This window comes from Streptomyces sp. NPDC058877 (genome assembly GCF_042742855.1).
Classification (GTDB): domain Bacteria; phylum Actinomycetota; class Actinomycetes; order Streptomycetales; family Streptomycetaceae; genus Streptomyces.
The window spans coordinates 1-23,875 of the sequence record NZ_JBHYMF010000106.1 but is presented as its reverse complement, the minus strand read 5'-3'; the positions used below and the strand labels follow the sequence as shown (position 1 = coordinate 23,875).

General features: G+C 72.7%; 20 protein-coding genes. 8 read left to right on the top strand and 12 right to left on the bottom strand.

The features are described 5' to 3' along the window. Positions 1-32 precede the first annotated feature (32 nt). From ACFW2Y_RS23075 to ACFW2Y_RS23055, 5 genes are all read right to left on the bottom strand, one after another. The gene (locus ACFW2Y_RS23075) at positions 33-3,197 is read right to left on the bottom strand and encodes an efflux RND transporter permease subunit (RefSeq protein ID WP_384882333.1); all 3,165 of its coding nucleotides are present in this window, start codon (positions 3,195-3,197) and stop codon (positions 33-35) included. 177 nt (positions 3,198-3,374) lie between these two features. Further along, positions 3,375-4,064 carry a response regulator gene (locus ACFW2Y_RS23070; RefSeq protein WP_384882331.1) on the bottom strand — a complete coding sequence of 230 codons (690 nt, stop codon included), beginning with the start codon at positions 4,062-4,064 and terminating at the stop codon, positions 3,375-3,377. Next, positions 4,061-5,341, bottom strand: coding sequence for a sensor histidine kinase (locus ACFW2Y_RS23065; RefSeq protein WP_384882329.1), 1,281 nt, complete (start codon positions 5,339-5,341; stop codon positions 4,061-4,063). The genes ACFW2Y_RS23070 and ACFW2Y_RS23065 overlap by 4 nt, the downstream gene beginning before the upstream one ends. Positions 5,342-5,440: 99 nt before the next feature. Beyond that, complete coding sequence (locus ACFW2Y_RS23060; protein WP_384882327.1) at positions 5,441-5,719, bottom strand: hypothetical protein; 279 nt, start codon at positions 5,717-5,719, stop codon at positions 5,441-5,443. Positions 5,720-5,738: 19 nt separating this feature from the next. After that, positions 5,739-6,533 (bottom strand): PspA/IM30 family protein, encoded by a 795-nt coding sequence (locus ACFW2Y_RS23055; RefSeq protein ID WP_384882325.1) that lies wholly within the window; start codon positions 6,531-6,533, stop codon positions 5,739-5,741. A 271-nt stretch (positions 6,534-6,804) separates the two neighbouring features. On the opposite strand from ACFW2Y_RS23055, the gene ACFW2Y_RS23050 reads away from it, so the two are divergent. Next, a complete protein-coding gene (locus tag ACFW2Y_RS23050; protein WP_384882323.1) occupies positions 6,805-7,410 on the top strand; it encodes a DUF3043 domain-containing protein in 606 nt (201 codons plus the stop codon). A 119-nt stretch (positions 7,411-7,529) separates the two neighbouring features. Further along, positions 7,530-8,252, top strand: coding sequence for a class I SAM-dependent methyltransferase (locus tag ACFW2Y_RS23045; protein WP_384882336.1), 723 nt, complete (start codon positions 7,530-7,532; stop codon positions 8,250-8,252). A 222-nt stretch (positions 8,253-8,474) separates the two neighbouring features. Here the strand turns inward: ACFW2Y_RS23045 and ACFW2Y_RS23040 are convergent, their stop codons facing one another. Further along, positions 8,475-8,681, bottom strand: coding sequence for a hypothetical protein (locus ACFW2Y_RS23040; RefSeq protein WP_384882321.1), 207 nt, complete (start codon positions 8,679-8,681; stop codon positions 8,475-8,477). Between the two features lie 91 nt (positions 8,682-8,772). Between ACFW2Y_RS23040 and ACFW2Y_RS23035 the strand changes: the two genes are divergently transcribed. The 4 genes from ACFW2Y_RS23035 to ACFW2Y_RS23020 all read left to right on the top strand — a co-directional run bounded on the left by ACFW2Y_RS23035 (position 8,773) and on the right by ACFW2Y_RS23020 (position 13,697). Continuing rightward, entirely contained in the window at positions 8,773-9,975 is a 1,203-nt protein-coding gene (locus ACFW2Y_RS23035) for a bifunctional adenosylcobinamide kinase/adenosylcobinamide-phosphate guanylyltransferase (RefSeq protein ID WP_384882318.1), read from the top strand. Positions 9,976-10,022: 47 nt separating this feature from the next. After that, positions 10,023-11,105 carry a nicotinate-nucleotide--dimethylbenzimidazole phosphoribosyltransferase gene (gene cobT, locus ACFW2Y_RS23030; RefSeq protein ID WP_384882316.1) on the top strand — a complete coding sequence of 361 codons (1,083 nt, stop codon included), beginning with the start codon at positions 10,023-10,025 and terminating at the stop codon, positions 11,103-11,105. Between the two features lie 103 nt (positions 11,106-11,208). After that, positions 11,209-12,987 carry a phosphatidylglycerol lysyltransferase domain-containing protein gene (locus tag ACFW2Y_RS23025; protein ID WP_384882313.1) on the top strand — a complete coding sequence of 593 codons (1,779 nt, stop codon included), beginning with the start codon at positions 11,209-11,211 and terminating at the stop codon, positions 12,985-12,987. Next, entirely contained in the window at positions 12,984-13,697 is a 714-nt protein-coding gene (locus tag ACFW2Y_RS23020; RefSeq protein ID WP_384882310.1) for a hypothetical protein, read from the top strand. Before ACFW2Y_RS23025 ends, ACFW2Y_RS23020 begins: the two co-directional genes overlap by 4 nt. Here the strand turns inward: ACFW2Y_RS23020 and ACFW2Y_RS23015 are convergent. Then, positions 13,634-14,401 carry a hypothetical protein gene (locus ACFW2Y_RS23015; protein ID WP_384882308.1) on the bottom strand — a complete coding sequence of 256 codons (768 nt, stop codon included), beginning with the start codon at positions 14,399-14,401 and terminating at the stop codon, positions 13,634-13,636. The genes ACFW2Y_RS23020 and ACFW2Y_RS23015 overlap by 64 nt on opposite strands. A 67-nt stretch (positions 14,402-14,468) precedes the next feature. Between ACFW2Y_RS23015 and cobS the strand changes: the two genes are divergently transcribed. Beyond that, complete coding sequence (gene cobS / locus ACFW2Y_RS23010; RefSeq protein WP_384882305.1) at positions 14,469-15,233, top strand: adenosylcobinamide-GDP ribazoletransferase; 765 nt, start codon at positions 14,469-14,471, stop codon at positions 15,231-15,233. A gap of 43 nt (positions 15,234-15,276) precedes the next feature. On the opposite strand, the gene ACFW2Y_RS23005 is transcribed toward cobS, so the two are convergent. Genes ACFW2Y_RS23005 through ACFW2Y_RS22985 form a run of 5 tightly spaced genes read right to left on the bottom strand, consistent with a single transcriptional unit; the run spans position 15,277 to position 22,028 of the window. After that, entirely contained in the window at positions 15,277-16,140 is an 864-nt protein-coding gene (locus ACFW2Y_RS23005) for an endo alpha-1,4 polygalactosaminidase (protein ID WP_384882302.1), read from the bottom strand. Continuing rightward, positions 16,137-16,757 carry a spherulation-specific family 4 protein gene (locus tag ACFW2Y_RS23000; protein ID WP_384882299.1) on the bottom strand — a complete coding sequence of 207 codons (621 nt, stop codon included), beginning with the start codon at positions 16,755-16,757 and terminating at the stop codon, positions 16,137-16,139. Before ACFW2Y_RS23000 ends, ACFW2Y_RS23005 begins: the two co-directional genes overlap by 4 nt. Before the next feature lie 7 nt (positions 16,758-16,764). Further along, positions 16,765-18,363, bottom strand: coding sequence for a hypothetical protein (locus ACFW2Y_RS22995; RefSeq protein ID WP_384882296.1), 1,599 nt, complete (start codon positions 18,361-18,363; stop codon positions 16,765-16,767). Beyond that, positions 18,360-19,904: a GT4 family glycosyltransferase PelF gene (gene pelF, locus ACFW2Y_RS22990; protein WP_384882293.1), complete on the bottom strand. Its 1,545-nt coding sequence runs from the start codon at positions 19,902-19,904 to the stop codon at positions 18,360-18,362. Before pelF ends, ACFW2Y_RS22995 begins: the two co-directional genes overlap by 4 nt. A gap of 42 nt (positions 19,905-19,946) precedes the next feature. Next, entirely contained in the window at positions 19,947-22,028 is a 2,082-nt protein-coding gene (locus ACFW2Y_RS22985) for a hypothetical protein (protein WP_384882290.1), read from the bottom strand. Positions 22,029-22,331: 303 nt separating this feature from the next. Between ACFW2Y_RS22985 and ACFW2Y_RS22980 the strand changes: the two genes are divergently transcribed. Then, positions 22,332-23,840: a leucyl aminopeptidase gene (locus ACFW2Y_RS22980; protein WP_384882287.1), complete on the top strand. Its 1,509-nt coding sequence runs from the start codon at positions 22,332-22,334 to the stop codon at positions 23,838-23,840. Positions 23,841-23,875 lie beyond the last annotated feature (35 nt).

The following is a 23,875-nucleotide window of genomic DNA, read 5'->3' as shown; positions in this document are numbered from 1 at the left end:
GGGGCCGCCCCTTCCGGCCGTCGCCCAGGACCTCAGTCCAGGGCGTCCTGCAGCCGTGCGTCCCGCGGGGCCGCGTCCGACTGCTGCGGGAGCGCGGGCTCGGCGCCCTCCCCCTCGTCCCGGGCCGCCCGCTCCGCCGCCCTCCGCTCCGCACGGCGCTGCTTGGGCAGCTCCACCATCGCGTAGAGCGTCGGCACCAGGAGCAGCGTCAGCAACGTCGAGGTGATCAGACCCCCGATCACCACCACCGCCAGCGGCTGGGCGATGAAACCGCCCTCGCCGGTGATGCCGAGGGCCATCGGCAGCAGGGCGAAGATCGTCGCCAGGGCGGTCATCAGGATCGGACGGAGCCGGTGCCGGCCGCCCTCGATCACCGCTTCGACGACTCCCAGGCCCTGCGCCCGGTACTGGTTGATCAGGTCGATCAGGACGATCGCATTGGTGACGACGATGCCGATGAGCATCAGCATGCCGATCATCGCCGGGACGCCCATCGCCGTGCCGGTGGCCACGAGCAGACCGATCGCGCCGGTGGCCGCGAACGGAATCGAAACCAGCAGGATCAGCGGCTGGACCAGTGACCTGAAGGTCGCCACCAGGAGCATGAAGACGATCGCGATGGCCGCGAGCATCGCCAGGAACAGATTGAGGAAGGCCTCGCTCTGGTCCTCCGTGACCCCGCCGATGGTGGCGGTGGCGCCCGCCGGCAGGTCGAGCCCCTTGAGCTCGCGCTGCAGCGAGGCGCTCACCGCACCGGTGTTGTCGCCGACCGGCTTGGCCGTGATCGTCGCGGCGCGGGCACCGTCGATCCGCGTCATCGAGACCGGACCGGGAACGAGTTCGACGGTGGCGACGTCGCCCAGCCTCACCGGGCCGAGCGGCAGGGCCCTGAGCTCGGCCAGCGTGCCGACCGGGCGGGCCGAGGTGACGAGGACGTCCCGCTCGGCGTCGTCGAGGGTCGCCTTGGCGGCCGGAGCGCCCCGGACGGCCTGGGCGACGATCGCGCCGAGCGAGGCGGTGTCGAAGCCGGCGTCGGCCGCCCCGGCCTTCGCCTTCACCGAGATCCGCGGGACGGACTGCGCCAGGTCGCTCTGGACGTCGGTGACGTCGTCGAGCCCGGCGATCGCGGCCCGGACCTGCTCCGACGCCTTCGTGAGCACCTCCGGGTCGGAGGCCTTGACGACCACCTTGAGGTCCTGGGAGCCGAAGGCCTCGCCCGCCGAGACGGTGGTGTCCCCGACCCCGTCGAGGGCACCGATCCCCTTCTCGATCTCCTCGCGGGTCTCCTCGTACGAAGCGGAGTCGTGCAGGCTGACCTTGTAGGAGGCCTGGTTCGATCCGGTGGCCCCGCCGAAGGCCGCCATGAAGCCCGAGGAACCGACGGTGACCTGGTAGTCCTTCACGCCCTCGGCCTTCGCCAGGACGCCCTCGACCTTCTTCGCGGCTTCGTCGGAGGCCCCCAGGCCGGTGCCGGGCGGCAGCTCCTGCCGGATGGTGAAGACCTCCTGCTCGCCCTGGTCGAAGAAGTTCGTCTTGAGCAGCGGAGTCATGGCGAAGGTGCCGACCAGGACGACGAGGGCGACGAGCAGGCTCGTCCCCCGGCGCCCGGTCGCGAACCGCAGCACCGGTACGTACAGGCGCTGGAGACGGCTCTTCTCCTCCTTCTCCTCGGCGAGCCTGCGGGCCTCCGCGAGGTCCTCCGGAGTGCCCTTGGGGGCGCGCAGGAACCAGTACGAAAGCACCGGAACCACCGTCAGGGACACGAGCAGCGAGGCCAGCAGGGCCGCCGTGACCGTCAACGAGAACGAACCGAACAGCTCGCCGATCATGCCGCCGGTCAGACCGATCGGCAGGAAGACGGCGACGGTCGTGAGGGTCGAGGAGGTGACGGCCCCGGCCACCTCGCGGACCGCGGTGAGGATGGCGGCCTGGCGCTCCTCGCCGTAGCCCAGGTGGCGCTTGATGTTCTCCAGGACCACGATCGAGTCGTCCACGACCCGGCCGACGGCGATGGTGAGGGCGCCGAGCGTCAGCATGTTGAGCGAGAGGTCACGGGTCCACAGCACGATGAGGGCGAGGACGACCGAGAGCGGGATGGAGACCGCGGTCACCAGGGTCGAGCGGATCGACGTGAGGAAGACCAGGATCACCAGGACGGCCATGACGAGGCCGAGCGCGCCCTCCGTGGTCAGGCCGGAGACGGCCTTCGCGACGGCCGGTCCCTGGTCCGACACGACCGTCAGACGGGCACCGGCGCCGAGGTCGCGGCGCAGCTCGGGCAGCTTCTCCTCGACGGCGTCGGAGATGGCGACGGCGCTGCCGTCCTTGTCCATGGTGGCCATGACGGCGAGGCTGGGCTTGCCGTTGGTGCGGGTGATGGAGGTGCGCGGCGCCTCCTCCTGCCGCACGGTGGCGACGTCGCCGAGGCGGACCGCCTTGCCGCGTCCGGGGACGGCCGCCGGGATGCGGAGGTCCTCGATCTGCTGCAAGGAGGTGTAGCCGCCGCCGACCTGGATCGTGCGGGACTTCCCGGCCTCCGAGAAGGCACCGGCGGGCATCGTCGCGCCGCCGGAGCGGAGGGCCTCGGCGAGCTTCATGGTGTTCAGTCCGGCCGCGGCGAGCTTCCGCTCGTCCGGGGTGACGGAGACCTGGAGGTCCTGGACACCGCTGATGGCGACCCGGCCGACGCCCTCGACGTCCTGGAGGGCGGGCACGACGGTCCGCTCCAGCTGGTCGGCGAGCGCCTGCTGGTCCTTGTCCGAGGAGGCGGCGAGGACGACGGTCGGCATGTCGTCGGTCGAGCCGGCGATCACCTGGGGGTCAACGGTGCCGGGCAGCTGGGCACGGGCGCGGTTGACCGCCTGCTGGACGTCGGCGACGAGCTGCTTCGTCGACTCGTCGCCGTAGTCGAAGGAGGCCATCACGAGGGCCATGCCCTCGGAAGCGGTGGAGGTGACCGACTTGAGGCCGTCGACGGCCTTCAGGTTGTTCTCCAGCGGCTCGACGACCTGCTTCTCGACCACATCGGGAGAGGCCCCCTGGTACGGGGCGAGGATCGAGACCATGGGCAGCTCGATCGAGGGGAACAACTGCTGCTTCAGCTGCGGGATCGCGATCGCACCGAACACGATCGCGACGATGGACATCAGCCCGATCAGGGCCCGTTGCGCGAGGCTGAATCTGGACAGCCAGGACATGGGGTCTCTCTTCTGTGGCGTACTCGTCGACGGGCGGGAGCAGGCCAGGACCCCGGCCGGGTCGGCCGGGCGCGCCCCCGCCCCCACGATCCGTCATCGACAGCCGGAAGTCTTCGGCCCCCGGGCCCACTTCCTCGCGCCGCGCATACCGCGTCTGGAGTACGCCGGGGCCTCCGGTCAGTCCGTCTTCGGACGTACCAGTCCCGACTCGTAGGCCGTCACCACCAACTGGGCCCGGTCACGGGCGCCGAGCTTGGACATGGTCCGGTTGACGTGTGTCTTCACGGTGAGCGGGCTGACGTCGAGCCGCTCGGCGATCTCGTCGTTGGACAGCCCACCGGCGACGAGGACGAGGACCTCGCGCTCCCGGGCGGTGAGCGCGGCGAGCCGCTCGGCACGGGCTCCGGCGCCCGCCCCCGAGGCGTCCGCCCCCGCGCCCTGGGCGAGGAAGGTCGTGATCAGGCCCTTGGTGGCGGCCGGGGAGAGCAAGGCCTCGCCGGCGTGGGCGATCCGGATGGCGCCGAGCAGCTCCTCCGGCTCCGCCCCCTTGCCGAGGAAGCCGGAAGCACCGGCGCGCAGCGACTGCACGACGTACTCGTCGACCTCGAACGTGGTCAGTATGACGATCCGCACGTCGGCGAGCTCGGGGTCGGCGGTGATCATCCGGGTCGCGGCGAGGCCGTCGGTGCCCGGCATGCGGATGTCCATCAGGACCACGTCGGGCCTGGCGGAGCGGGCGAGCTCGACCGCCCAGGCGCCGTCGGGCGCCTCCCCCACGACCTCCATGTCGGGCTCGGAGTTCACCAGGACCTTGAAGGCACTGCGGAGCAGGGCCTGGTCGTCGGCGAGCAGTACCCGGATCGTCATGCGGGGCCCCTTCCCTCCTCCTCGGTGCGGGAGGTCACCGGCAGTATCGCCTGGACGCGGAAGCCCCCGCCGTAACGGGGGGCTGCGGTGAGGGTGCCGCCGAGGGCGCCGACCCGTTCGCGCATCCCGAGCAGCCCGTGGCCGCCGACCGGCGGCAACTCCCGGGCCCGGGGCGGAACGGTCGGGGGCGTGCCGTCGTCGAGGACGGTGATCTCGACCGTGCGCCCCACCCGGACGACGCTCACCTCCGCCGCCGCCTCCGGTCCGGCGTGCTTGCGCACGTTGGTCAGGGCTTCTTGCACGATCCGGTACGCGGCCAGGTCGACGGCGGCCGGAAGCACCAGGCCCTCGTCGGTGCGGGCCAGGGCGACGGGAAGGCCGGCCTTGCGGAAGCTGTCGAGCAGCCCGTCGAGGACGGCGAGGCCCGGGGCCGGTTCGGTGGGCGCCTCCGGGTCGCCGGACTGGCGCAGCAGGCCGACGGTGGCGCGCAGTTCGTCGAGGGCGGAGCGGCTGGCCTCGCGGACGTGGGCGAGGGCCTCCTTGGCCTGGTCGGGGCGCTTGTCCATGACGTGGGCGGCGACCCCGGCCTGTACGTTCACCAGCGCGATGTGGTGGGCGACGACGTCGTGGAGATCACGGGCGATGCGCAGCCGCTCCTCGGCGACCCGGCGCCCGGCCTCTTCCTCCCGGGTCCGTTCGGCCCGCTCGGCCCGTTCCCTCATCGCGTCCACGAACGCCCGGCGGCTGCGGACGGCGTCCCCGGCCGCCGCCGCCATGCCGGTCCAGGCGAAGACGCCGAGGTTCTCCTGCGCGTACCAGTGGGTGGGCCCGGCGACCATGGCCGCGGCGGTGAGCACCGTCATGGTGACCAGGCCGACCCGCCAGGTGGTGGGCCGGTCGGTGCGGGAGGCCACGGTATAGAGCGCGACGACGGCGCTCATCGCGATCGGGGCGGGCTTGGTGTCGGTGACCAGTTCGCAGAGGCTGATCGTCACGGTGAAGAACAGCACGGCGAAGGGGCCGCGGCGGCGCAGCACCAGCGCGGCGGCCCCCGCGATCATGATCAAGACGCTCCAGGCGTCGGGCCGGTGGTCCCCGAAGGTGGGGCCGTCAGGACTGCCGTGCGGGTCGGTGAGGGACGCGGCGACCATGCAGACGAGCGCACCGGCGGCGATCACCGCGTCGAAGGCGAGTGGATGCGCGCGGAACCAGTCGCGGAGGGGGAACTGGCTGGAGGGGGTGCCGGGGGCGGGGCCGGTGGGCGTCACGGGAGACAACGGTACGGGGCGCCGGCGGCCCGGGGTCCGGCACCGGAGAGCAGCGCCCGGCGGATCCCGCTGCCCCTGGGGGGCGGCGGGATCCTGCTGCGCCAGGGGTCAGCCCGGGATGAGGCCGTCGTCCGAGAGCAGCGCCCGGACTTCTTCCAGGCTCGCTTCCGGGGCCGGAAGGATCAGCTCCGAGGGTTCGAGGGCGGCGTCCGGGAGGGGCGCGCCGAGCCGCCGGACGGCGTCGAGGAGGGCGCCGAGCGTGCGCCGGAACCCCTCCGCGTCGCCCGACTCCATCTCCACGAGCAGCTCGTCGTCGAGCTTGTTCAGCTCGGCGACGTGGGTGTCGGCCAGCTTCCACTGGCCCTCCCCCATGATCCGCACGATCATGACGCGTCCTGTCTGTCGCCTACTTCTCGAAGCGAGGGTGGGACTGCTGAGCGCGGTCCTGCGGCGCGGACGCGCCACCGCCCTCGATGGCCTGCTGCTGCGCCGAGGGGCCTCCGGCCAGTTCGGCCTTCATCCGCTGGAGCTCCAGCTCGACGTCCGTGCCGCCGGAGAGGCGGTCCAGCTCCGCCTGGATGTCGTCCTTGCCGAGGCCGGACTGGTCGTCCAAAGCGCCCGAGGCGAGCAGCTCGTCGATCGCGCCGGCGCGCGCCTGGAGCTGGGCGGTCTTGTCCTCGGCCCGCTGGATCGCGAGGCCGACGTCGCTCATCTCCTCGGAGATCCCGGAGAAGGACTCGGCGATCCGGGTCTGTGCCTGGGCCGCCGTGTAGGTCGCCTTGATGGTCTCCTTCTTGGTGCGGAAGGCGTCCACCTTGGCCTGGAGGCGCTGGGCGGCGAGGGTCAGCTTCTCCTCTTCGCCCTGCAGCGTCTGGTGCTGCACCTCCAGGTCGCTGACCTGCTGCTGGAGCGCGGCCCGACGGGACAGCGCTTCGCGCGCCAGGTCCTCACGGCCGAGTGCCAGCGCCTTGCGGCCCTGGTCCTCCAGCTTGGCGGACTGGCCCTGCAACTGGTTCAGCTGGAGTTCGAGCCGCTTGCGGGAGGTGGCGACGTCGGCGACGCCCCGTCGCACCTTCTGCAGCAGCTCCAGCTGCTTCTGGTAGGAGTAATCGAGCGTCTCCCGCGGATCCTCGGCCCTGTCAAGGGCCTTGTTCGCCTTCGCGCGGAAGATCATCCCCATACGCTTCATGACACCGCTCATGGGCTTCGCGCGCCCCCTTCTGACGGACTCGGCTCCAGCTCTTCAACAGGATCCACAGTACGGGCCCTGACTCCATTACCGCACTGTTCGGAGCGGGATGCGCTCCTCCCCAAGGACGAATGCGTGCGGTGTTCCCTCCCGCGCAGGGAGTAGACGGACCTCGGGGAGACCACGTCCGTCCCGCGCGCACACCGCCCAAGACGCAGTCCGTTAGCAGATCGTTCCCGCCCCGCATGGGGTTCATGCCCACCACCCCGTACCCTTGGGCTTTGTGTTCCGTAGCCGTTCGAAGGACGAGAAGGCCCCCACCGACAAGGTGACGGCGGACCTCTCCACCAAGCAGCCCCGCGACCCCGAGGCCCCCAAGGGCCGCCCGACCCCGAAGCGGAGCGAGGCGCAATCGCAGCGCCGTCGCGCCGCGACGGTGCCGACCGACCGCAAGGAGGCCGCCAAGCGGCAGCGCGAGGCGCGCCGCGCCGACCTGGCCCGGCAGCGCGAGGCGCTGGCCAGCGGCGACGAGCGCTACCTGCCGGCCCGCGACAAGGGTCCGGTGCGCCGCTTCGTGCGCGACTTCGTCGACTCGCGGTTCGCCATCGCCGAGTTCTTCCTGCCGATGGCCGTGGTGATCCTCGTGCTGTCGCTCTTCGGCAACAAGAACCCGGGCCTGCAGAACATCTCCCTCCTGCTCTGGCTCGGCGTGATCATCCTGATCGTGCTCGACTCGATCGGCATCTGGGTCCGTCTCCGGAAGCAGCTGAAGGAGCGCTTCCCGAACGAGCCGAAGCGGGGCGCCATCGCCTACGGTTTGATGCGCACGCTCCAGATGCGCCGACTGCGTCTGCCGAAACCGCAGGTCAAGCGCGGAGAGCGACCCTGACTGCCGAAGGATCGGAGTTCGACGGGGCCGCCTTCGGTACGGCCACGTCGGAGCCGGAAGGCCCGGTCCTGCCCGTCGTCACGCACTGGCCCGCCGGTCCCGGCGGGCTTCGTGACACCATCCGGCAGGAGCTCGTCGCCCGTCAGCTCGACGAGCAGATAGCCGGCCGCTACCCGGTGGGACAGCGGCTGCGCATCCTGGACGCCGGCATGGGGCAGGGCACCCAGGCCTTGCGCCTGGCGCGGGCCGGGCACACCGTGACCGGTCTGGAGTCCGACCCCGAGCTGCTGCAGACGGCGCGGGAATCGCTGGCGACGGAGCCCGCCGGAATCCGCGAGCGGGTCCGGCTGATCCAGGGCGACGGGCGCGAGACCGGGGTGCACTTCCTGCCCGGCAGCTTCGACGTCGTCCTCTGCCACGGCGTGATCATGTACGCGGACGAGCCGGACGCGCTGCTCGCGGGCCTGGCCCGGATGCTGGCCCCCGGCGGTCTGCTGTCCCTGGTGGTGCGGAACGCCGAGGCCCTGGCCATGCGGCCGGGGCTCGCCGGCGACTGGTCGGGGGCGCTCGCCGCCTTCGACTCGGACGTCTACACCGATGACAACGGCACGAAGGTGCGGGCCGACCGGCTGGACGTGCTCACGATGACCCTCGCGGGGATCGCGGCGCCGCTGCACGCCTGGTACGGGGTGAGGGTCTTCACCGAGGACCTCCCGGCGGACGCCGGACTTCCGGCCGCGGAGGAGCTGGAACGACTGCTCGCCGCGGAGGACCGGGCGGGACGCACGGAACCGTACCGCCGGGTCGCGGGGCTGTTGCACCTGTGCGGGGTCCGGGGCTGACCGACGCCCCTCCAGACGTCGGGAAGGCCGCCCCGGGGCCCGTGCCGTGGTGCCGAAGCGCACCAAGGGCAGGGGCGACGCGGACGGTGCGGTGGCCCGCGCCCCCGCGCCTCCCCTGCCGGGCGACCGGGTGCCGCGGCCGGAAGACGACCGGGCGGTGCGACGGCGCGGCGGGGGCCGTGCCGGTCGTCACCGGCCGGTGGGCCGTTCCGGCCCTCGGCGCTACCCCTCCGCGTCGAGGGGCATCGGACCGTAGACCTTGGCTCCGTCCTCCGAGAGGGTCACCTGGTCCGCACCGCCCGACAGGAGGTCGCGCCAGTGCTCACCGATCCAGCTCTCGGCGTCTCCCTGGGTGGTGAACTCCTCCGGAGTCACCACCGGCTCGACCTCCGTGCCGTCGGACTTCTCGAACCGCCACGTCCATGCCATGTCCGCCTCCTGGCGCTCACCGGATGATCGGTTTCCTGCCCGCAGCGTAGCCGGGCGCGCACGCCCAGCGGCGGCGCGGGAGGATCTGAGGGTGGAACTGACTCTGCTCGGCACCGGCGCACCTCCCGGACTCCCCCGCCCCGACTGCCCCTGCGCGGTGTGCGCCCGTTCCCTCGGGCCCCGGGCCCGGGCCGCGACGGCGCTGCTCGTGGACGGGGCCCTGCTGCTCGACCTGACCCCGGGGGCCGCGCTCGCCGCCGCCCGGTCGGGGCATTCCCTGGTGGGGGTGCGGCAGGTGCTGCTGACCCATCCGCACGACGGGCCCGCCGTGGAGGTGCCCGCCGGGCTTCCCACCGCGGGACGGGTACCGGACGGTCGGGAGCTGACCCTGATCAGTGGACACCGGGTGCGGGCCGTCCCCATGGACTCCCCCGGCACCGGGTACGAAGTGACCTCGGCCGACGGCGAACGGCTGCTCTACCTGCCGCCGGGCGGGGCCGCTGCGGGCCTGACCGGAAACGGCCTGCAGCCGTACGACATGGTCGTCGCCGACGTCACGGGCCGGCCGGACGGGCTCGCCCGGTTGCGGGCGACGGGTGCGGTGGGTCCCACCACCGAGGTGATCGCGGTGCACCTGGACCACGACGTGCCGACGGGCCCCGAGCTGGAGCGGCGGCTCGCGGCGGCGGGGGCGCGGGCGGTGCCGGACGGAACGACGCTGTACGTCGGCGAGTACCACGAGTTGCCGGACGTGCCCCGGCGGACGCTGGTGACCGGCGGGGCCCGGTCCGGGAAGTCGGTGGAGGCGGAACGGCGCCTGGAGACCTTCCCCGAGGTGCTGTACGTGGCGACGAGCGGCACCCGGGAGGGCGATCCCGAGTGGTCCGAGCGGGTGGGGCTGCACCGGGAGCGACGGCCCGCTTCGTGGCGGACCGCGGAGACCTGCGAGCTCGTCCCGCTGCTCGCGGAGGACGGGCCGGCCCTGCTCATCGACTGCCTGTCCCTGTGGTTGACGGACGCCATGGACCGGGTGGGCGCCTGGGACGACGCGACGTGGGCGGCGGGCGGGCAGACGGCACTGCGGGAGCGGACGGCGGCGCTGGTGGCGGCGGTGCGGGCGACGCGCCGCACGGTGGTGGCGGTGACGAACGAGGTCGGCTCGGGGGTGGTGCCGGCGACCGCCGCGGGGCGCCGGTTCCGGGACGAGCTGGGCCGGTTGAACGCCGCCTTCGCCGAGGAGTGCGAGGAGGTTCTCCTCGTGGCCGCGGGGCAGGCCCTCGTCCTGCGCGGGTAGGGTGCGATCACCGATGGCCCTCGCTGATTTGTCACAAGGCGGAACCCGTGAACCTGGACGACTTCTCCGATCTGATCGAGCGCCCCGACGGCGGGATACGGCGTGACGCCGAGGAGCGCCGGGAACGGCTGACCGTGCCGCCGGGGGCGCTCGGCCGGCTGGACGAGCTGGGCGAGTGGCTGTCGGCCGCGCAGGGCTCGGTCAAGGTGCGGGCGATCGAACAGCCGAAGGCGGTGCTGTTCGCGGGCGACCACGGGGTCGCCTCGCTCGACGTGTCCGGCCGTGCCGCGGGCACCACGCACGAGCTGGTGCGCGCGGTGCTGGAGGGGGCGAGCCCGGTGGCCGTCCTGGCCCGTTCGACGGGCGTGCCGGTGCGGGTCGTGGACGCCGGTGTGGACTGTGACCCGGAGCTGCTGCCCGCCGAGGTGGTGCGGCACCGGGTGCGGCGCGGCAGCGGGCGGATCGACGTCGAGGACGCGCTGACGGTCGAGGAGACCGAGGCCGCGGTCCGGCTGGGCATCGCGATCGCCGACGAGGAGGCCGACTCGGGCACCGATCTGGTGGTGCTCGGGGACCTGAGCGTCGGCGGGACGACCCCGGCGTCCACGCTGATCGCCGCGCTGTGCGGCACGGACGCCTCGGTGGTGACCGGCCGGGGCGGTGCCGGGATCGACGACCTGGCGTGGATGCGCAAGTGTGCGGCGATCCGGGACGCGCTGAGGCGGGCCCGGCCGGTGCTGGGCGATCAGGTGGAGCTGCTCTCCGCGGTCGGCGGCGCGGACCTGGCGGCGATGACCGGGTTCCTGCTGCAGGCCTCGGTGCGGCGGATGCCGGTGATCCTGGACGGCGTGGTGGGGGCCGCGTGCGCGCTCGTGGCGCAGCGGGCGGCGTTCCGGGCGCCGGACTGGTGGTTGGCGGGTCAGGTGAGCGGGGAGCCGGCGCAGACGAAGGCACTGGACCGAATGGCGCTCAACCCGCTGCTGGACCACGGCGTCCATGTGGGTGAGGGAACCGGGGCACTGCTCGCGCTTCCCCTCGTCCAGGCCGCGGCGGCACTCGCCGCGGAGCTGCCCGAGCGCCCGGATCCGACCACTCCGGACGCCTTGGAAGCTGCGGACGGGGAGGCCTGAGCCCAGACGGAATCGTCAGCTCCGGAGGCGGTCACGCGCGACGCGCGCATGACCGCCTCCGGCGTCTCCGCACGGCAAGTGGCGCCCCATATGATCGCTTTTCATGGGAGAAGTCCGTTTGCCTGCCGAAGCAGTGACCCGGAGCAGCACCCCGCGGGACAGCACCACCCGTTCGCGGCGCAGTGCCGCGTTCGCCGTCTGGTACTTGCGCGTCGTCACGTTCATCAACTTCCTGAGCGCCGTCTGGGTCTCGCTCGGGCAGGACCTGCGCCGCCACAACGAGGACGACTACTTCACCCCGTACCTGCTCACCGCGGGCTTCGCCTCGGGGGTGTTCACCCTCTTCCTCGCGATCACCATGCGGCGGCGCAAGCGGGCCGCATGGATCCTCAACCTGGTGCTCAGCGGCCTCTTCCTGTTGCTCTTCGCCCTCGTGATGCTCTTCCCGGAAATCCGCCAGCACGCCCAGAACTGGATCTCGCTGGCCCTGACCGCGGCCTTCGTGCTCGCGCTGCTCCTCGGCCGCAGGGAGTTCTACGCGAAGGGCGACCGCTCCAACCCCCTGCTCGCCGGGGCCGTGGCGGTCGGCGGACTGCTCGTCACCTCGCTGCTCGCCGCCGTCCTGGTGACCGTCACCAACGAATCCACCGGCAGCTCCACCTTCTTGGACCGCTGGAAGTACGGCCTGATGCGGCTGGTCACGCTGGCGTCCGACGACTCCCGCTTCACCGGGATCAGCACGCCCGGTTGGGTCGACGTCACCATCAACGTGCTGTCCACGCTGCTGCTCTTCGCGGTGCTCTTCGCCGCCTTCCGCTCCCGGCGGGCCGTCGACCCGCTCACCGAGGAGGACGAGGAGCGGCTGCGGGCGCTGCTCGACAAGCACGGCGAGCGGGACTCGCTCGGCTACTTCGCGTTGCGCCGGGAGAAGAGCGCGGTGTGGTCGCCGAGCGAGAAGGCCGCGGTCGTCTACCGGGTGGTCGGCGGGGTGTCCTTGGCCTCGGGCGACCCGATCGGTGATCCCGAGGCCTGGCCCGGCGCCATCGAGCCCTGGCTCGCCGAGGCGCGCGAGCACGGCTGGATCCCGGCGGTGATGGGCGCCGGCGAGGAGGCCGGGGTCATCTACGGCCGGCACGGGCTGGACGCCCTGGAACTGGGCGACGAGGCGATCGTGGAGACCGGCGAGTTCACCCTCGAGGGACGGGCCATGCGGACGGTCCGGCAGGCCTTCAACCGGGTGAAGCGGGCCGGGTACGAGGTCCGGATCCGACGCCACGAGGACATTCCCGCCGGAGAGATGGCCGAACTGCTGCGCAAGGCGGACGACTGGCGGGACGGGGCGACCGAGCGCGGATTCTCCATGGCGCTCGGGCGGCTCGGCGACCCCCGGGACGGCCGCTGCGTGATGCTGGAGTGCACCGACGAACGGGGCGAGTTGCGGGCCCTGCTGTCCTTCGTCCCCTGGGGCCCGAAGGGCCTCTCGCTGGACCTGATGCGCCGCGACCGGGAATCCGAGAACGGCCTGATGGAATTCATGGTGATCGAACTCCTCCAGCGGGCCGAGGAGATCGGGATCACTCAGGTCTCACTGAACTTCGCGATGTTCCGGTCCGTCTTCGAACGCGGCTCGAAGCTCGGGGCGGGACCCGTGCTGCGGATGTGGCGTTCCCTCCTCAGCTTCTTCTCCCGCTGGTGGCAGATCGAGTCGCTGTACCGCGCCAACGCCAAGTACCGACCGATCTGGGAGCCCCGATTCATGCTCTTCGAAAAAAGCGCCGACCTCCTGCGCATCGGACTCGCAGCCGGTCGCGCGGAGGGGTTCCTGGAGGCTCCGGGACTGCCGAAGTGGCTGCACCGCAGGCATCTGGAGGGCGGGCGTTGATCCGCGGGGTCCGGGGGTTCGCCCGCCGGGAGTGGGGACCCCTGTTCGACACCGTGCGGACGGCACTCGTCACCCGGGGGTGGCGGGCGGTCCCGCTGACGCTGACCGCCGTCGGCCTCACCGCGCTCTTCCAGGTCGTGCAGAACCAGGACTGGGGGTACCGACCGGTCCAGGCCATCGGGTCGGTGCGGGCCGAGGACCCGCTGTGGGCGGCCCTGCTCCGCACGCCGCTCTCGCTCTTCGTCCCCGCCCTCGACCTGCCGGTGTGGGGTGCGCTCGCGCAGGTGCTGCTGGTGTTCGGGATCGCCGAGATCCGCATCGGGCGGTGGCGGACGTTGGGCCTCGCCTATCTGGCGACGCTGGCCGGCACGCTCTACGCCCGCCTGGGCATCGCGCTCGGCCCGGACGGCCCGCTCGGGCTGCCCGCCACCGATGCGCGGGTCGTCGACACCGGCCCCTCGGCGGCCGTGGTGGGCCTCGCCGTCTACGTCTGCTGGCGGTGCGGAGCACGGTGGACGGGAACGCTCGTCGTCGTCGCCATGGTCGTCGAGGTGCTCGTGAAGCCGAACCTGGCGGGGAAGGAACACCTGGCGGCGATCATCGCCGTCCTCGCCCTGATCGCGGTCCTGGGCCGGCGCGGGCGGCATCAGGCCGGCGGGGTCGGCCCCCGCCCGGGGACGCGTTCCTGGAAGCCGCCGATCAGGTCCTGAAAGCGGCGTCGCCATCTGGTCCAGCGTCGGTCGTGCCGGTAGGTGCGGATCTGGGACCGGGCCCTGGCCCGGTGGCGACGACCGTAGAAGTGCCGGGACCACCAGGAGCCGGGGCGAGCGAGGCGGACCGCCCCGACCACCGCGACGAACGGGATGAAGGTCCCGAAAACGGCCATCCGGAACTTCCCCTTCACCAACGCGACCAGGACGAAGAGGAAGTTCAGCACCAGGGTGAGCACGACGGTGGCCCGGTCCTGCCGTTCGTCGGCGGTCACGCCCTCGACGCCGAGCGGCGAGAAGCCGCCGAGCGCAAGCCCCACCAGGGCCGCGGTGAGCGCGACCACCTCGACGCTCTTGCGACCGTCTTCCGACCAGTACACGTCGTCGAGGTGCAGGATGAGCGCGAACTCGTCCAGGACGAGACCGGCGCCGACCCCGAAGACGACCGCGAAGACGGACGCCCCGACGCCGTGCCGGCCGCTGAACACCGCACCGAAGCCGCCGAGGACCGTGAGGACGACACCGGGCACGACGTGATGGATGTGGAGCCCGCCGGAAGAAACGTTCCGGAAGGGTCCCTTCCCGGCCCGGATGAGCCGGGTGACGGCACGGGTGACCAGGAAAGTCAGGACGAACGAGGTCAGAGCGAGCAGCATCGGGAGCTTGCCCGGCTCGACGATGTTGCGGGAGAACCAGTGACCCATGCCACCCCGTTCCGATATGTGCGGTATGCGAAATCTACCGTTCGAGAGCGAGGATTACCCTGCCCGGATGGACGGCCTGCGTTTCGCCTTCGGAACCCTCACCGTGTTCCCCGCCCGCATCACCCGCTGGGACCGGGACGCGGCGCGGGCCGGCATGCTCTGCGCCCCGATCGCCGGTCTGGCCCTCGGCCTCTGCTCGGCCGCGCTCGGCGGGGTGTTCTTCGCGCTCGGCGCGGGTCCGCTGCTCACCGCCGTCGTGACCGCGGCCGTCCCCGCCGTGCTCACCCGGGGCCTCCACCTCGACGGTCTCGCGGACACCGCCGACGGCCTCGGCAGCGCCAAACCGGCCGAGGACGCGCTGCGCATCATGAAGCAGTCGGACATCGGCCCGTTCGGGGTCATCGCCCTGGTCTTCGTCCTGCTCGCCCAGGTCGCCGCGCTGTACGAGCTGTACGAGGAGGGGTGGGCGCGCGGCACGACCGCCGCCCTCCTCGCCGCCGTCCTCTCCCGTCTCGCCCTCACCCACGCGTCCCGCCACGGCGTTCCCGCGGCCCGCCCGGAGGGCCTCGGAGCGATCGTCGCCGCCACGGTCCCGACCAGGTCGGCAACGCTCCTGACCGCGCTCGTCCTGGTGCTCTGCGCCTCGACGGGCCTGCTCCTGTCCCCGTACCAGGCCGTCCACAACGTCCTGGCGGCCGGAGCGGCCCTCTGCACGGCGGCCCTCCTGCTCCGTCGGTGCGTACGACGGTTCGGCGGGGTGACCGGCGACGTGTTCGGCGCGGTCGAGGAGACGACGGCGACGGTGGCGCTGATCGCCCTGGCCCTGGGGTGAACGCGGCCCGGTCGCGGACCGGGCACGGCCACCGGCGGCGCCGCTAACAGGGCTGCCGCCACACCCCCAGCTCGTACCGCTTCCGCATGGAACTGAGGCCCAGTTCCACGGCCCGAGGGCAGAACCGGTCCGTCGTCAGTTCGTACTCGACGTGGAAGACGGCCTTGCCCGCCGCGACGAACGGGGTGAGCCGACCGCACTCGTCGTACTCCGCGCACTGCTCGTTGACCGCGAAGTCGAAGTCCGGGAGCAGTTTCGGGATCTGGTCCAGGTCGTTCTTGAGGCCGACCGCGAGGCCGCGCTCATGGGCGAGGCGGGCGACGAGCCGGTTGTAGCGGAGTTGGTCGGCGGCGGTGAGGGGGAAGCCGGTGTCGTTCTTGTAGCCGTCCATGTTGTCGGGTTCGACGGCGTCGAAGCCCTTGTCCCGACACATGTCGAGGCGCTTCGCCATGAGGGGTTCGAGGAGGTCGGTGCGGCGGACGTCGAGCCAGCGCTCGCCCTCCCAGCCGTTGCCCTTGCCGAGCAACGACTTCGGGAAGGCGTCGGCATCGGGGCGGAAGTCCTCCCAGGCGCCGGTGGAGAGGTAGCAGATCACCTTGCGGCCCCGGTCGTGCAGGTCCCGCACGGTGGACGCCGGGTGGTCGAAGCCGTCGATGTCGTACACCGGGACGTCGACCGTCGGGTCGAGCTTGCCGCTGAGCTGCCACTGCCAGGCGAGTCCCGGAGCCGGGTGCCAGCGGTCCTCCCGGGGGGACTTCGCATCGGAGTCGGAAGCACCGCCGCAGGCCGTGGCGAGGAGGAGCAGCCCCAGGAGCAGGGACGGCGCCCGCCTCCCCCGGCGGACACGACCGGTGCGGGGGGATCGGCTCGTCGGGTGCGTTCGTGCGGTCGAACGGACTCGTCTCATCGGGCGGGCTCCAAGAGGTGCGGAAGGGTGCCCCAGGGGTGTGCACCGGTGCCCGGAACGGTGCAGTGCACCGGGGTGGCCGGACGGACTTCGGCAGGGGCTGCGTAGACCAGGTGGCAATAGTGCGGGGCAACCGGCAGGGCGAGGGTCCGGTAGGTGTCCCAGGGGCCCTCGAAGGTGACGAGGAGGTCGGCGTGGGCCTCGTAGCCGGGATCCGGTTGGGCGCCGTGGTTGAAGACGAGGGTGGCGGCACCGGCCGCCCGGGAGGCGATCGCGATCCGGTGGTAGTGGGCGAGCGCGGCGGGTGCGGTCGCCACCTGGTCCAGGAAGGCGCCGTCGGCACCGTACCAGTCCCGGTGGCGGACCAGTTCGGCGATGACCTCGGCGTGCGGGCGACGGCCGTAGGCGGTGTCCACGTAGCCGAGGACCCGCACCCCGGCCGCCCGTAGCCGCCCGGCGACCCCGGCGAACGCCGGGTCGGGCGCCTCGCCCGCGCCGCTCGCCGGGTTCAGTACGACGCCGTACAGCGACGGGGCCGCGGCGACGAGGGCCGACCAGGCCTCGGGGCGCTCGGCCGGGTGCTCGTAGTAGGGCACCAGGAGGGAAGGGGGCGTCATGGCATCCCTAGTGGCGGTGGGCGGTTGGTCGTACCAGCAGAGCACAGGTCAGGACGGCGAGCACGGTGGCCGCCCCCGCCGCGGCGGCCGGCCCCGCCGCGGGCTGCACGGCCTGGGCTCCCACCGCGACCAAGCAGGTGGTGGCGGCGCTGAGCACCGCGCCGAACGCCTGGAGGAGCAGCCCGAGCCAGAGCACGGCACCGATGAGGAGCAGGGTGATCAGGCGCGGGAGTGTCGGCCAGGACGCCCCCGGCCAGGCCAGGGCCGCGGCGAGGGCCAGGGCGAGCAGGACGGTGAGGTAGCCGCCGAGGCAGAGCACCAGGGTGCCGGTGATCGCCCGGCGGAACTCCCGGGCCGTGGTGAGGGTCCGCAGCCGGCTCAGGCCCTGGCCGCGGAAGCGGTGCAGCAACCACTCGGCGGGTCCCATGGAGAGGGTGAGCGCGATGACCGCCCCCACACCGCTGACCAGGGTGTCGCCCGTGCCGGCACGGAGGACCAACAGACCGCTGCCGAGGCCGAAGAGGCCGTACGGGAGGGAGGCCGATCGCGGGGGGCCGCCCCGGCCTCCGGCGCCCCGGTGCAGGCCCGGGCGGAGCACGAGCCCGGCGAGGACGACGGAGGCGGTGAGCGGGGCGAGGAGGAGCCCGACGCGCAGGAGGGCGGGGAGGTCCCAGTGGAGGGCGGGGGCCGCGCCGGAGAGCGGCAGCAGGGCGCAGAGCAGGGCCCGTTCGCGGCCGAGGACCAGGAGGACGGTGGCGGCGGCGAGGTAGAGCGACTGCCCGGCGGCGAAGACGGTGGCGGCCGTCTCGGTGGGCGCTGCGGCCGCGAGGGCGACGGCCGTCCCGACGGCGGCGCCCGCCGGGGCGCCGACGAGCAGGGTGCGGGCGGCGGCGGGCCGGTCGCCGAGACCGAGCCAGGTGTGGGCGCGGTGGGACAGGGCCTGGTTCCAGACCCAGCCGGTGACGGCACCGGCGAGCAGGGGGACGGTTCCGGCGGGCAGGCCGAACCGCCCCTGCTCCCCGGCGAGCAGGGGTGCGGCGAGGACGTACGCCAGGCCGGGGAGCGCGAAGACGAGGCCGCGCAGCAGACAGCCCGCGAGTTCGCTGTGCCAGGCCCGGCCGGACGGCGGCTCAGGCTCCGGGTGGTGGCGCTCCACGCGTGCGTAGAGGTCCTCGGCGAGCGCGAAGGAGTCGGCGCGGCCGTAGGTGAGCCGGATGTGGTCGTCGGTCATGCCGTCGGACTCCAGGACGGCGGCGATCTCGTCCGGGTGGACGGCGGCGGCGGCGAGTTCGCCGAGCCTCTCGGTGAGTTCGTCGAGCGGATCTGCCGCGAGCCCGTCTCCGTCGGGGGGCGGGGGGCCGGTGGGGGGCGCGGTCCGGGAGCCCCGGGGGTCCGGAACGGGGGGCGGGGGGGGGGCACCGCCCGGGGCCGTTTCCCCGGCCCCGGGGGCGGTCCGGCCGGCCGGACCGCCTTCCGGGCGTGCCTCGGGGGTCGGGGGCGGAGCGTGGTCCGGGCGGGTGGACGAACGTTCCCGCCGGGGGCGGGGGATCGCCGGAAGGGGCGTTGCACCCACCGCGGGTGGTTTCAGCCAGAGGGAGCCGCTCATGCCGGGGTGCCTCCTGGGACGAGGGCCGCGGGCATGCGGCGCGGGGCGGGAATGCTCAGGCGCAGGGGCTCTTGGGGCGACGGCGCCGGTTGCGGCGGTCGGGCGCCGGCCAGTTCGCGGTAGATCTGGCGGAAGCCGTCCACCGAGCGGCGCAGGGTGAACCGGTCGATGACCCGTTGTCGGGCGCGGCCGCCCAGTTCGGCGCGCCGGGCGCCGTCGCGGAGTAGTTCGGAGACGGCTGCGGCCATCACGGCGGGTTCGCGGGGCGGGACGACGACGCCGGTGTCCCCGACGGCCTCCCGCACTCCTCCGACGTCCGTGGAGACGGTGGCCCGACCGCAGGACATGGCTTCGATGAGGGAGAAGGGAAAGCCCTCGCTGATGGAGGAGAGCATGACCACGCTGCCGGCCGCGTAGGCGGAGGGGACGTCGGAGATGCGCCCCTCGAAGGTCACCCCGTCGGCGACGCCCAGTTCGGCGGCGAGCTTCTCCAGACGGGTCAGGTAGTCCTCGTTCCCGGCCGGGACCGGACCGAACAACCGCAGCCGGAGCGCAGGGAGTTCGGCCCGGCAGATCGCATAGGACCGGATCAGGGTTTCCAGGTCCTTGATGGGGTCGACGCGCCCGCACCAGCTGAGGGTGGGGGTCTCGGGCTCGGGTCCGGCTTCGGGGAAGAGGGCGGGGTCGACGCCGTTGTAGACGGTGCGGATGCGGGCGGCGGGGGCTCCGCCGCGCTCCTCCCAGCGCCGGTTGTACTGGTTGCAGGGGGTGATGAGGTCGGCCTTGCGGTAGCCGAGGGTGTTGAGCTCGCGGTAGAAGCCGAGCATGAGCGCCTTGACCGGCCAGCGTTGGGCTTCGGTGCGGTAGCCGAGGTAGCGCTCCCGGAGGTAGATGCCGTGTTCGGTGAGTAGGAAGGGCACCCCCTCGAAGTGCTGCGCGGCGAGGGCGGGCAGGGTGGCGAGGCCGCTGGAGACCGCGTGGGCCACGCTGCCGTCCGCCACCCGGGCGGCGAGCGGGCGCAGGGCGTGCTCCAGGAGGTCGGTCGCGGTGAGGGCGTCGTGGACGGTGGGCCGGGCCGCAAGCGTCGGCAGGTGCGGCATGGTCCAGATCCACATGAGGGAGCGGAGGGCCGGTTCGGAGCGGAGGGCGGCGGTCAGCCGTCCCTGTCGGGCGAGTTCGGCCAGTTCGTACAGGCCGGAGCCGAAGTCGCAGCCCGCCTCGGGGTCGAGGAGGGCGAGCAGCAGCCGCTCGTACGCGGCGAGGAAGCGGCGGCGTTCGCGCCCCCGCAGGGGTCGGCGCGCGCCGACCGGGGCGCACCCCCCCTGCGGGAGGCCCCAGAGGGGGTACGCGGTGTGCCGGATGACGTTGGACGGCAGCTCCCAGGTGACGGGTTCGCGGCCGTTGCCGGTGAGCGCGAGGACCTCGAAGTCGACCTCGGGCATGCCGCGGACGAGTTGGTCGCACCAGGTGCTGACGCCGCCGTGGACGTGTGGATAGGTGCCTTCGGTGAGCATGGTCACGTAACGGCCACTGCTCGGCATGTGCGGTTCCCCCCCGGGGAAGTGCTGGTCGGGACGCGCTGCTCAGGCGGTCGGGAGCGTGAGGGTGACGGTGGTCTGGAGCGGTTCGGGCGCGGTCCAGGCGGAGCGGGTGCCCGCGTAGGCGGTGCCGAAGGCGGTGCTGCCGAGGAGGAGCTTCTTGCGGGTGCCCTCGGGGGCCGTGACCGGAACGGTGACGCCGGAGGGGGCCTTGACGGTGACCGTGGTGCCGATGCGGTAGGCGGTGACCTTCCCGGCGGCGAGGGCCTGGTCCCAGGCGGCACGGCGGTTCAGTTCGGTGCCGACGTCCTTCTGGGCCGGGTTCACCAGGGGGGCGTTCGGCGCGAACAGGGCCCGGTAGTCGGCGAGCACGCGGTCGAGGACGGGGTAGAGGAGGCGTTCCTCGGCGAGGTTGGACTGGTGCACGTAGTGCGGTCGGGGGTCGTTGCCGAGGACGTGGGAGAGGGCGATGCGGGCTTCCTGGGGCACGATGTGGTCGGCGTAGCCGGTGGCCGTGGGGAGCGGGGCGGACAGACAGGTGGAAGCCGGGTTGGACTCGCAGATGCCGCTGCCGCCGTCGGCACGCGAGGTGTAGATCCAGTTGTACTCGTCGGCCATCTCGGCGGCGGTTCCGACGTTGTAGTACACGTTCATGGGGTGGCGGGGCACGGTCTTCGCGGCGCCGGTGCCGACGGCGCGCTGCTGGGGTTCGCGGGAGTTGTCGCTCGCGGTCCACTTCACGCCGTTGTCGGCGAGGGCACCGGCGAGGTGGGGGTTGTCGACGGGCTGCTGGGGCAGGGTCTTGAGGCCGGAGTGCTCACCGGTGACGAGTTCGCTGCGGTCGACGGAGATGCCCTTGCCGACGGCCCAGTTGTGGTTGTCGCGGATCTGGCGGGAGATTTCGGAGCGGCTGACCCAGAGGGTGCTTCCCGCGGCGTTCTCGGCGCACTTCCAGGGGACGGTGCTGTTGTCCTGGACGCAGCCGAGGAAGGGATGGGTGTAGGTGTGGTTGATCCACCGGTACTGGGCCCGGTCGGCGACGAGCCGGTCGGTGAGCGCGTCGGTGCCGCCGTGCTCGGCCTTCCACTCCTCGCCCTGGCCGCCGTTGTAGACCATGTCGAGGGTGAAGCCGGAGGACTTCTGCCAGGCCGCGGCGTACTGGGCGTCGGCGGCCGTCATGCGGATCGGGTTGACGCCCTCGCCGTCGTCGTCGACGCAGTCGAAGTCGCCCGGGGTGCAGTTGAGGGCGGTGTCCCAGCGGGCGTCGGGGGCGAAGACGTCGTCGACGTGGACGGAGAGGTAGTTGCGGCCCTGCCCGAGGTGGACCCCCTGGGTGAGCCATTCGACGATGCCGCGGGCGAGGGCGCGGAACTGCCGCTGGTACTGGTTGTAGGCGAAGGTGACGACGAGTTCGCGGCGTCCGTCGGCCGCGTACTCGCCGACGAGGCTGGCCCGGCCGCCGCCGTCGACGGGGACGTCGACGTAGCTGGTGTAGCCGGCACGGGGACGACCCGCGTAGCCGTAGCTCTCGGAGATCGAGGGGTCGTTGTCCTCGAAGGTGAGCTCTCCCGCCAGGTAGCGGAAGGGGCCCGCCCGGCCCGCCGCGGTGATGCCGGCGGTGGTCCCGTCGAGGACGCCGGACCAGCCCCCCTGATCGGTGTAGTCGAGGCCGACGCCGGGGTGCGACCAGGTGTAGGCGTCGACCTGCGGGATCCCGAAGGTCCGCTCGTACGCCTGGAGGGCGGTGTGCTCGGCGGAGTCGGGGCCGAAGGCGCTCTCGTGGGGCAGGACGACGCCCTGGTACTTGGCGCGGGGGCGTCCGCCGACGGTGTCGCTGAGGAAGGCCGTGTCGAGGATCGGCCGGTTCGGGTCGTTGAGGTCGATCCTGCGGTACGGGACGCCGGAACCCTGCAGCTCGGCGGTGATCGCTCCGACCGCGCTGCCGCCGTCGTCGACGACGAGGACGGTGAGGTCCACCCGGGGCGCCGTCTCGGCGACGGCCTGCGCGGACGGGACGATGGTGGCGAGCAGCGCGGCGGCGGCGAGGGCCGCGATCCGGCCCGTACGAGGAGCCGTGCGGGCTCGACGGGGCGCGGTTCCGGGCGTGCGGATTCGGTCGGAGTCCATGGCGGTATCCCCCCTCGACGGAACCCGCTCGAACCGGCAGGACCCGTGGAGATGTCGCAGATGAGGCAAAGAACGGTGTGTCGCCCTTGCATGAATGAGGCGAGTGTGACCGGGCCGCGGCGACCGGAAGGGTAAACATGAAAGAGACACCACGGATGAGTGAACCACTGCCGCCGTGAGCGAACCGGGCGAGCGAGCGTAGGCTCGTTCTCGGCGCTCTCCGGGCCGAAATACGATGCGGCGGGCACGGTCGGCCCATCCCTCGACCGCCACAGAACTCAATGGAAGCGAGATTTCACCACCGTGACTGCTCTCACTCTCAGCACGGCCGGCGCGGCGACGCTGCGCGCCGACGCCCTCGTCGTCGGCGTCGCGAAGTCCGGCAAGACGCTGGTCGTCGCCCCGGGCGCCGAGGCCGTCGACAAGGCCTTCGAAGGCCGGCTCGCCGCCGTCCTGGAGACCCTGGGCGCCTCTGGTGCCGAAGGTGAGGCGACGAAGTTGCCCGCCCCCGCCGGACTGAAGGCCCCGGTCGTCCTGGCCGTCGGTCTGGGCGCCGCCCCCGAGGACGGCGAGGCGTACGACGGCGAGGCGCTGCGCCGTGCCGCCGGCACCGCCGCCCGGGTGCTGACCGGCACCAAGAAGGCCGCGTTCGCGCTGCCGATCACCGCCCCCGAGGACGCCGCCGCCATCGCGGAGGGCGCCCTGCTCGGCGCGTACGCCTTCACCGCGTACCAGGAGAACGGCAAGGACGAGAAGAAGCCCCTCGCCGAGGTGGCCCTGCTCGGTGCCAAGCCGCGCGACAAGGCCTACAAGGCCGCCGCCGAGCGCGCCCAGGCCGTCGCCGGGGAGATGAACCGCGCCCGTGACCTGATCAACATGCCGCCGAACGAGCTGACCCCGGCCGCCTTCGCCGCCGCCGCCCAGGCCGCCGGCAAGGAGCACGGCCTCAAGGTCCAGGTCCTCGACGAGAAGGCGCTCGCCAAGGGCGGCTACGGCGGCATCCTGGGCGTCGGCAAGGGCTCCGAGAACCCGCCGCGGCTGGTCCGGATCGCCTACACCCACCCGAAGGCGGAGAAGACCCTCGCCCTGGTCGGCAAGGGCATCACCTACGACTCGGGCGGCATCTCGCTGAAGCCGGCCGGCCACAACGAGACGATGAAGTGCGACATGAGCGGTGCCGCCGCCGTGTTCTCCTCCGTCGTCGCGGCGGCCCGCCTCGGCCTGGAGGTCAACGTCACCGGCTGGCTCGCCCTCGCGGAGAACATGCCGTCCGGCTCCGCCACCCGCCCGGGTGACGTGCTGAACATGTACAGCGGCAAGACCGTCGAGGTCCTGAACACGGACGCCGAGGGCCGGCTCGTCCTCGCCGACGCTCTGACCAAGGCCTCCGAGGAGAACCCGGACGCGATCGTCGACGTGGCGACCCTGACCGGCGCCATGGTCCTGGCGCTCGGCAACCGCACCTTCGGCATCATGGCCAACGACGACGACTACCGGACCGCGATCCACGAGATCGCGGACGAGGTCGGCGAGCAGTCCTGGCCGATGCCGCTCCCGGCGGACCTGCGCAAGGGCATGGACTCCCCCACCGCCGACATCGCCAACATGGGCGAGCGGATGGGCGGCGGCCTGGTGGCCGGCCTCTTCCTCCAGGAGTTCGTGGGCGAGGGCATCACCTGGGCCCACCTGGACATCGCGGGTCCGGCCTTCCACGAGGGCGCCCCGTACGGCTACACCCCGAAGGGCGGCACCGGTTCCTCGGTCCGCACCCTGGTGAAGCTGGCCGAGCGCACGGCGGCCGGCGAGCTCTGAGCGGTCGCGTGACGGGGACGGCCCCGGGCCCGGTG

Bases quoted from the DNA above. Each gene is read 5' to 3' on its own strand.
- pelF (WP_384882293.1), bottom strand. From the start codon at position 19,904: ATGCCGAGCAGTGGCCGTTACGTGACCATGCTCACCGAAGGCACCTAT.
- ACFW2Y_RS23005 (WP_384882302.1), bottom strand. From the start codon at position 16,140: ATGAGACGAGTCCGTTCGACCGCACGAACGCACCCGACGAGCCGATCC.
- ACFW2Y_RS22995 (WP_384882296.1), bottom strand. From the start codon at position 18,363: ATGAGCGGCTCCCTCTGGCTGAAACCACCCGCGGTGGGTGCAACGCCC.
- cobS (WP_384882305.1), top strand. From the start codon at position 14,469: ATGGACGGCCTGCGTTTCGCCTTCGGAACCCTCACCGTGTTCCCCGCC.
- ACFW2Y_RS23025 (WP_384882313.1), top strand. From the start codon at position 11,209: ATGGGAGAAGTCCGTTTGCCTGCCGAAGCAGTGACCCGGAGCAGCACC.
- ACFW2Y_RS23070 (WP_384882331.1), bottom strand. From the start codon at position 4,064: ATGACGATCCGGGTACTGCTCGCCGACGACCAGGCCCTGCTCCGCAGT.
- ACFW2Y_RS23015 (WP_384882308.1), bottom strand. From the start codon at position 14,401: ATGGGTCACTGGTTCTCCCGCAACATCGTCGAGCCGGGCAAGCTCCCG.
- ACFW2Y_RS23000 (WP_384882299.1), bottom strand. From the start codon at position 16,757: ATGACGCCCCCTTCCCTCCTGGTGCCCTACTACGAGCACCCGGCCGAG.
- ACFW2Y_RS23055 (WP_384882325.1), bottom strand. From the start codon at position 6,533: ATGAGCGGTGTCATGAAGCGTATGGGGATGATCTTCCGCGCGAAGGCG.
- ACFW2Y_RS23075 (WP_384882333.1), bottom strand. From the start codon at position 3,197: ATGTCCTGGCTGTCCAGATTCAGCCTCGCGCAACGGGCCCTGATCGGG.
- ACFW2Y_RS23040 (WP_384882321.1), bottom strand. From the start codon at position 8,681: ATGGCATGGACGTGGCGGTTCGAGAAGTCCGACGGCACGGAGGTCGAG.
- ACFW2Y_RS23060 (WP_384882327.1), bottom strand. From the start codon at position 5,719: ATGATCGTGCGGATCATGGGGGAGGGCCAGTGGAAGCTGGCCGACACC.
- ACFW2Y_RS22985 (WP_384882290.1), bottom strand. From the start codon at position 22,028: ATGGACTCCGACCGAATCCGCACGCCCGGAACCGCGCCCCGTCGAGCC.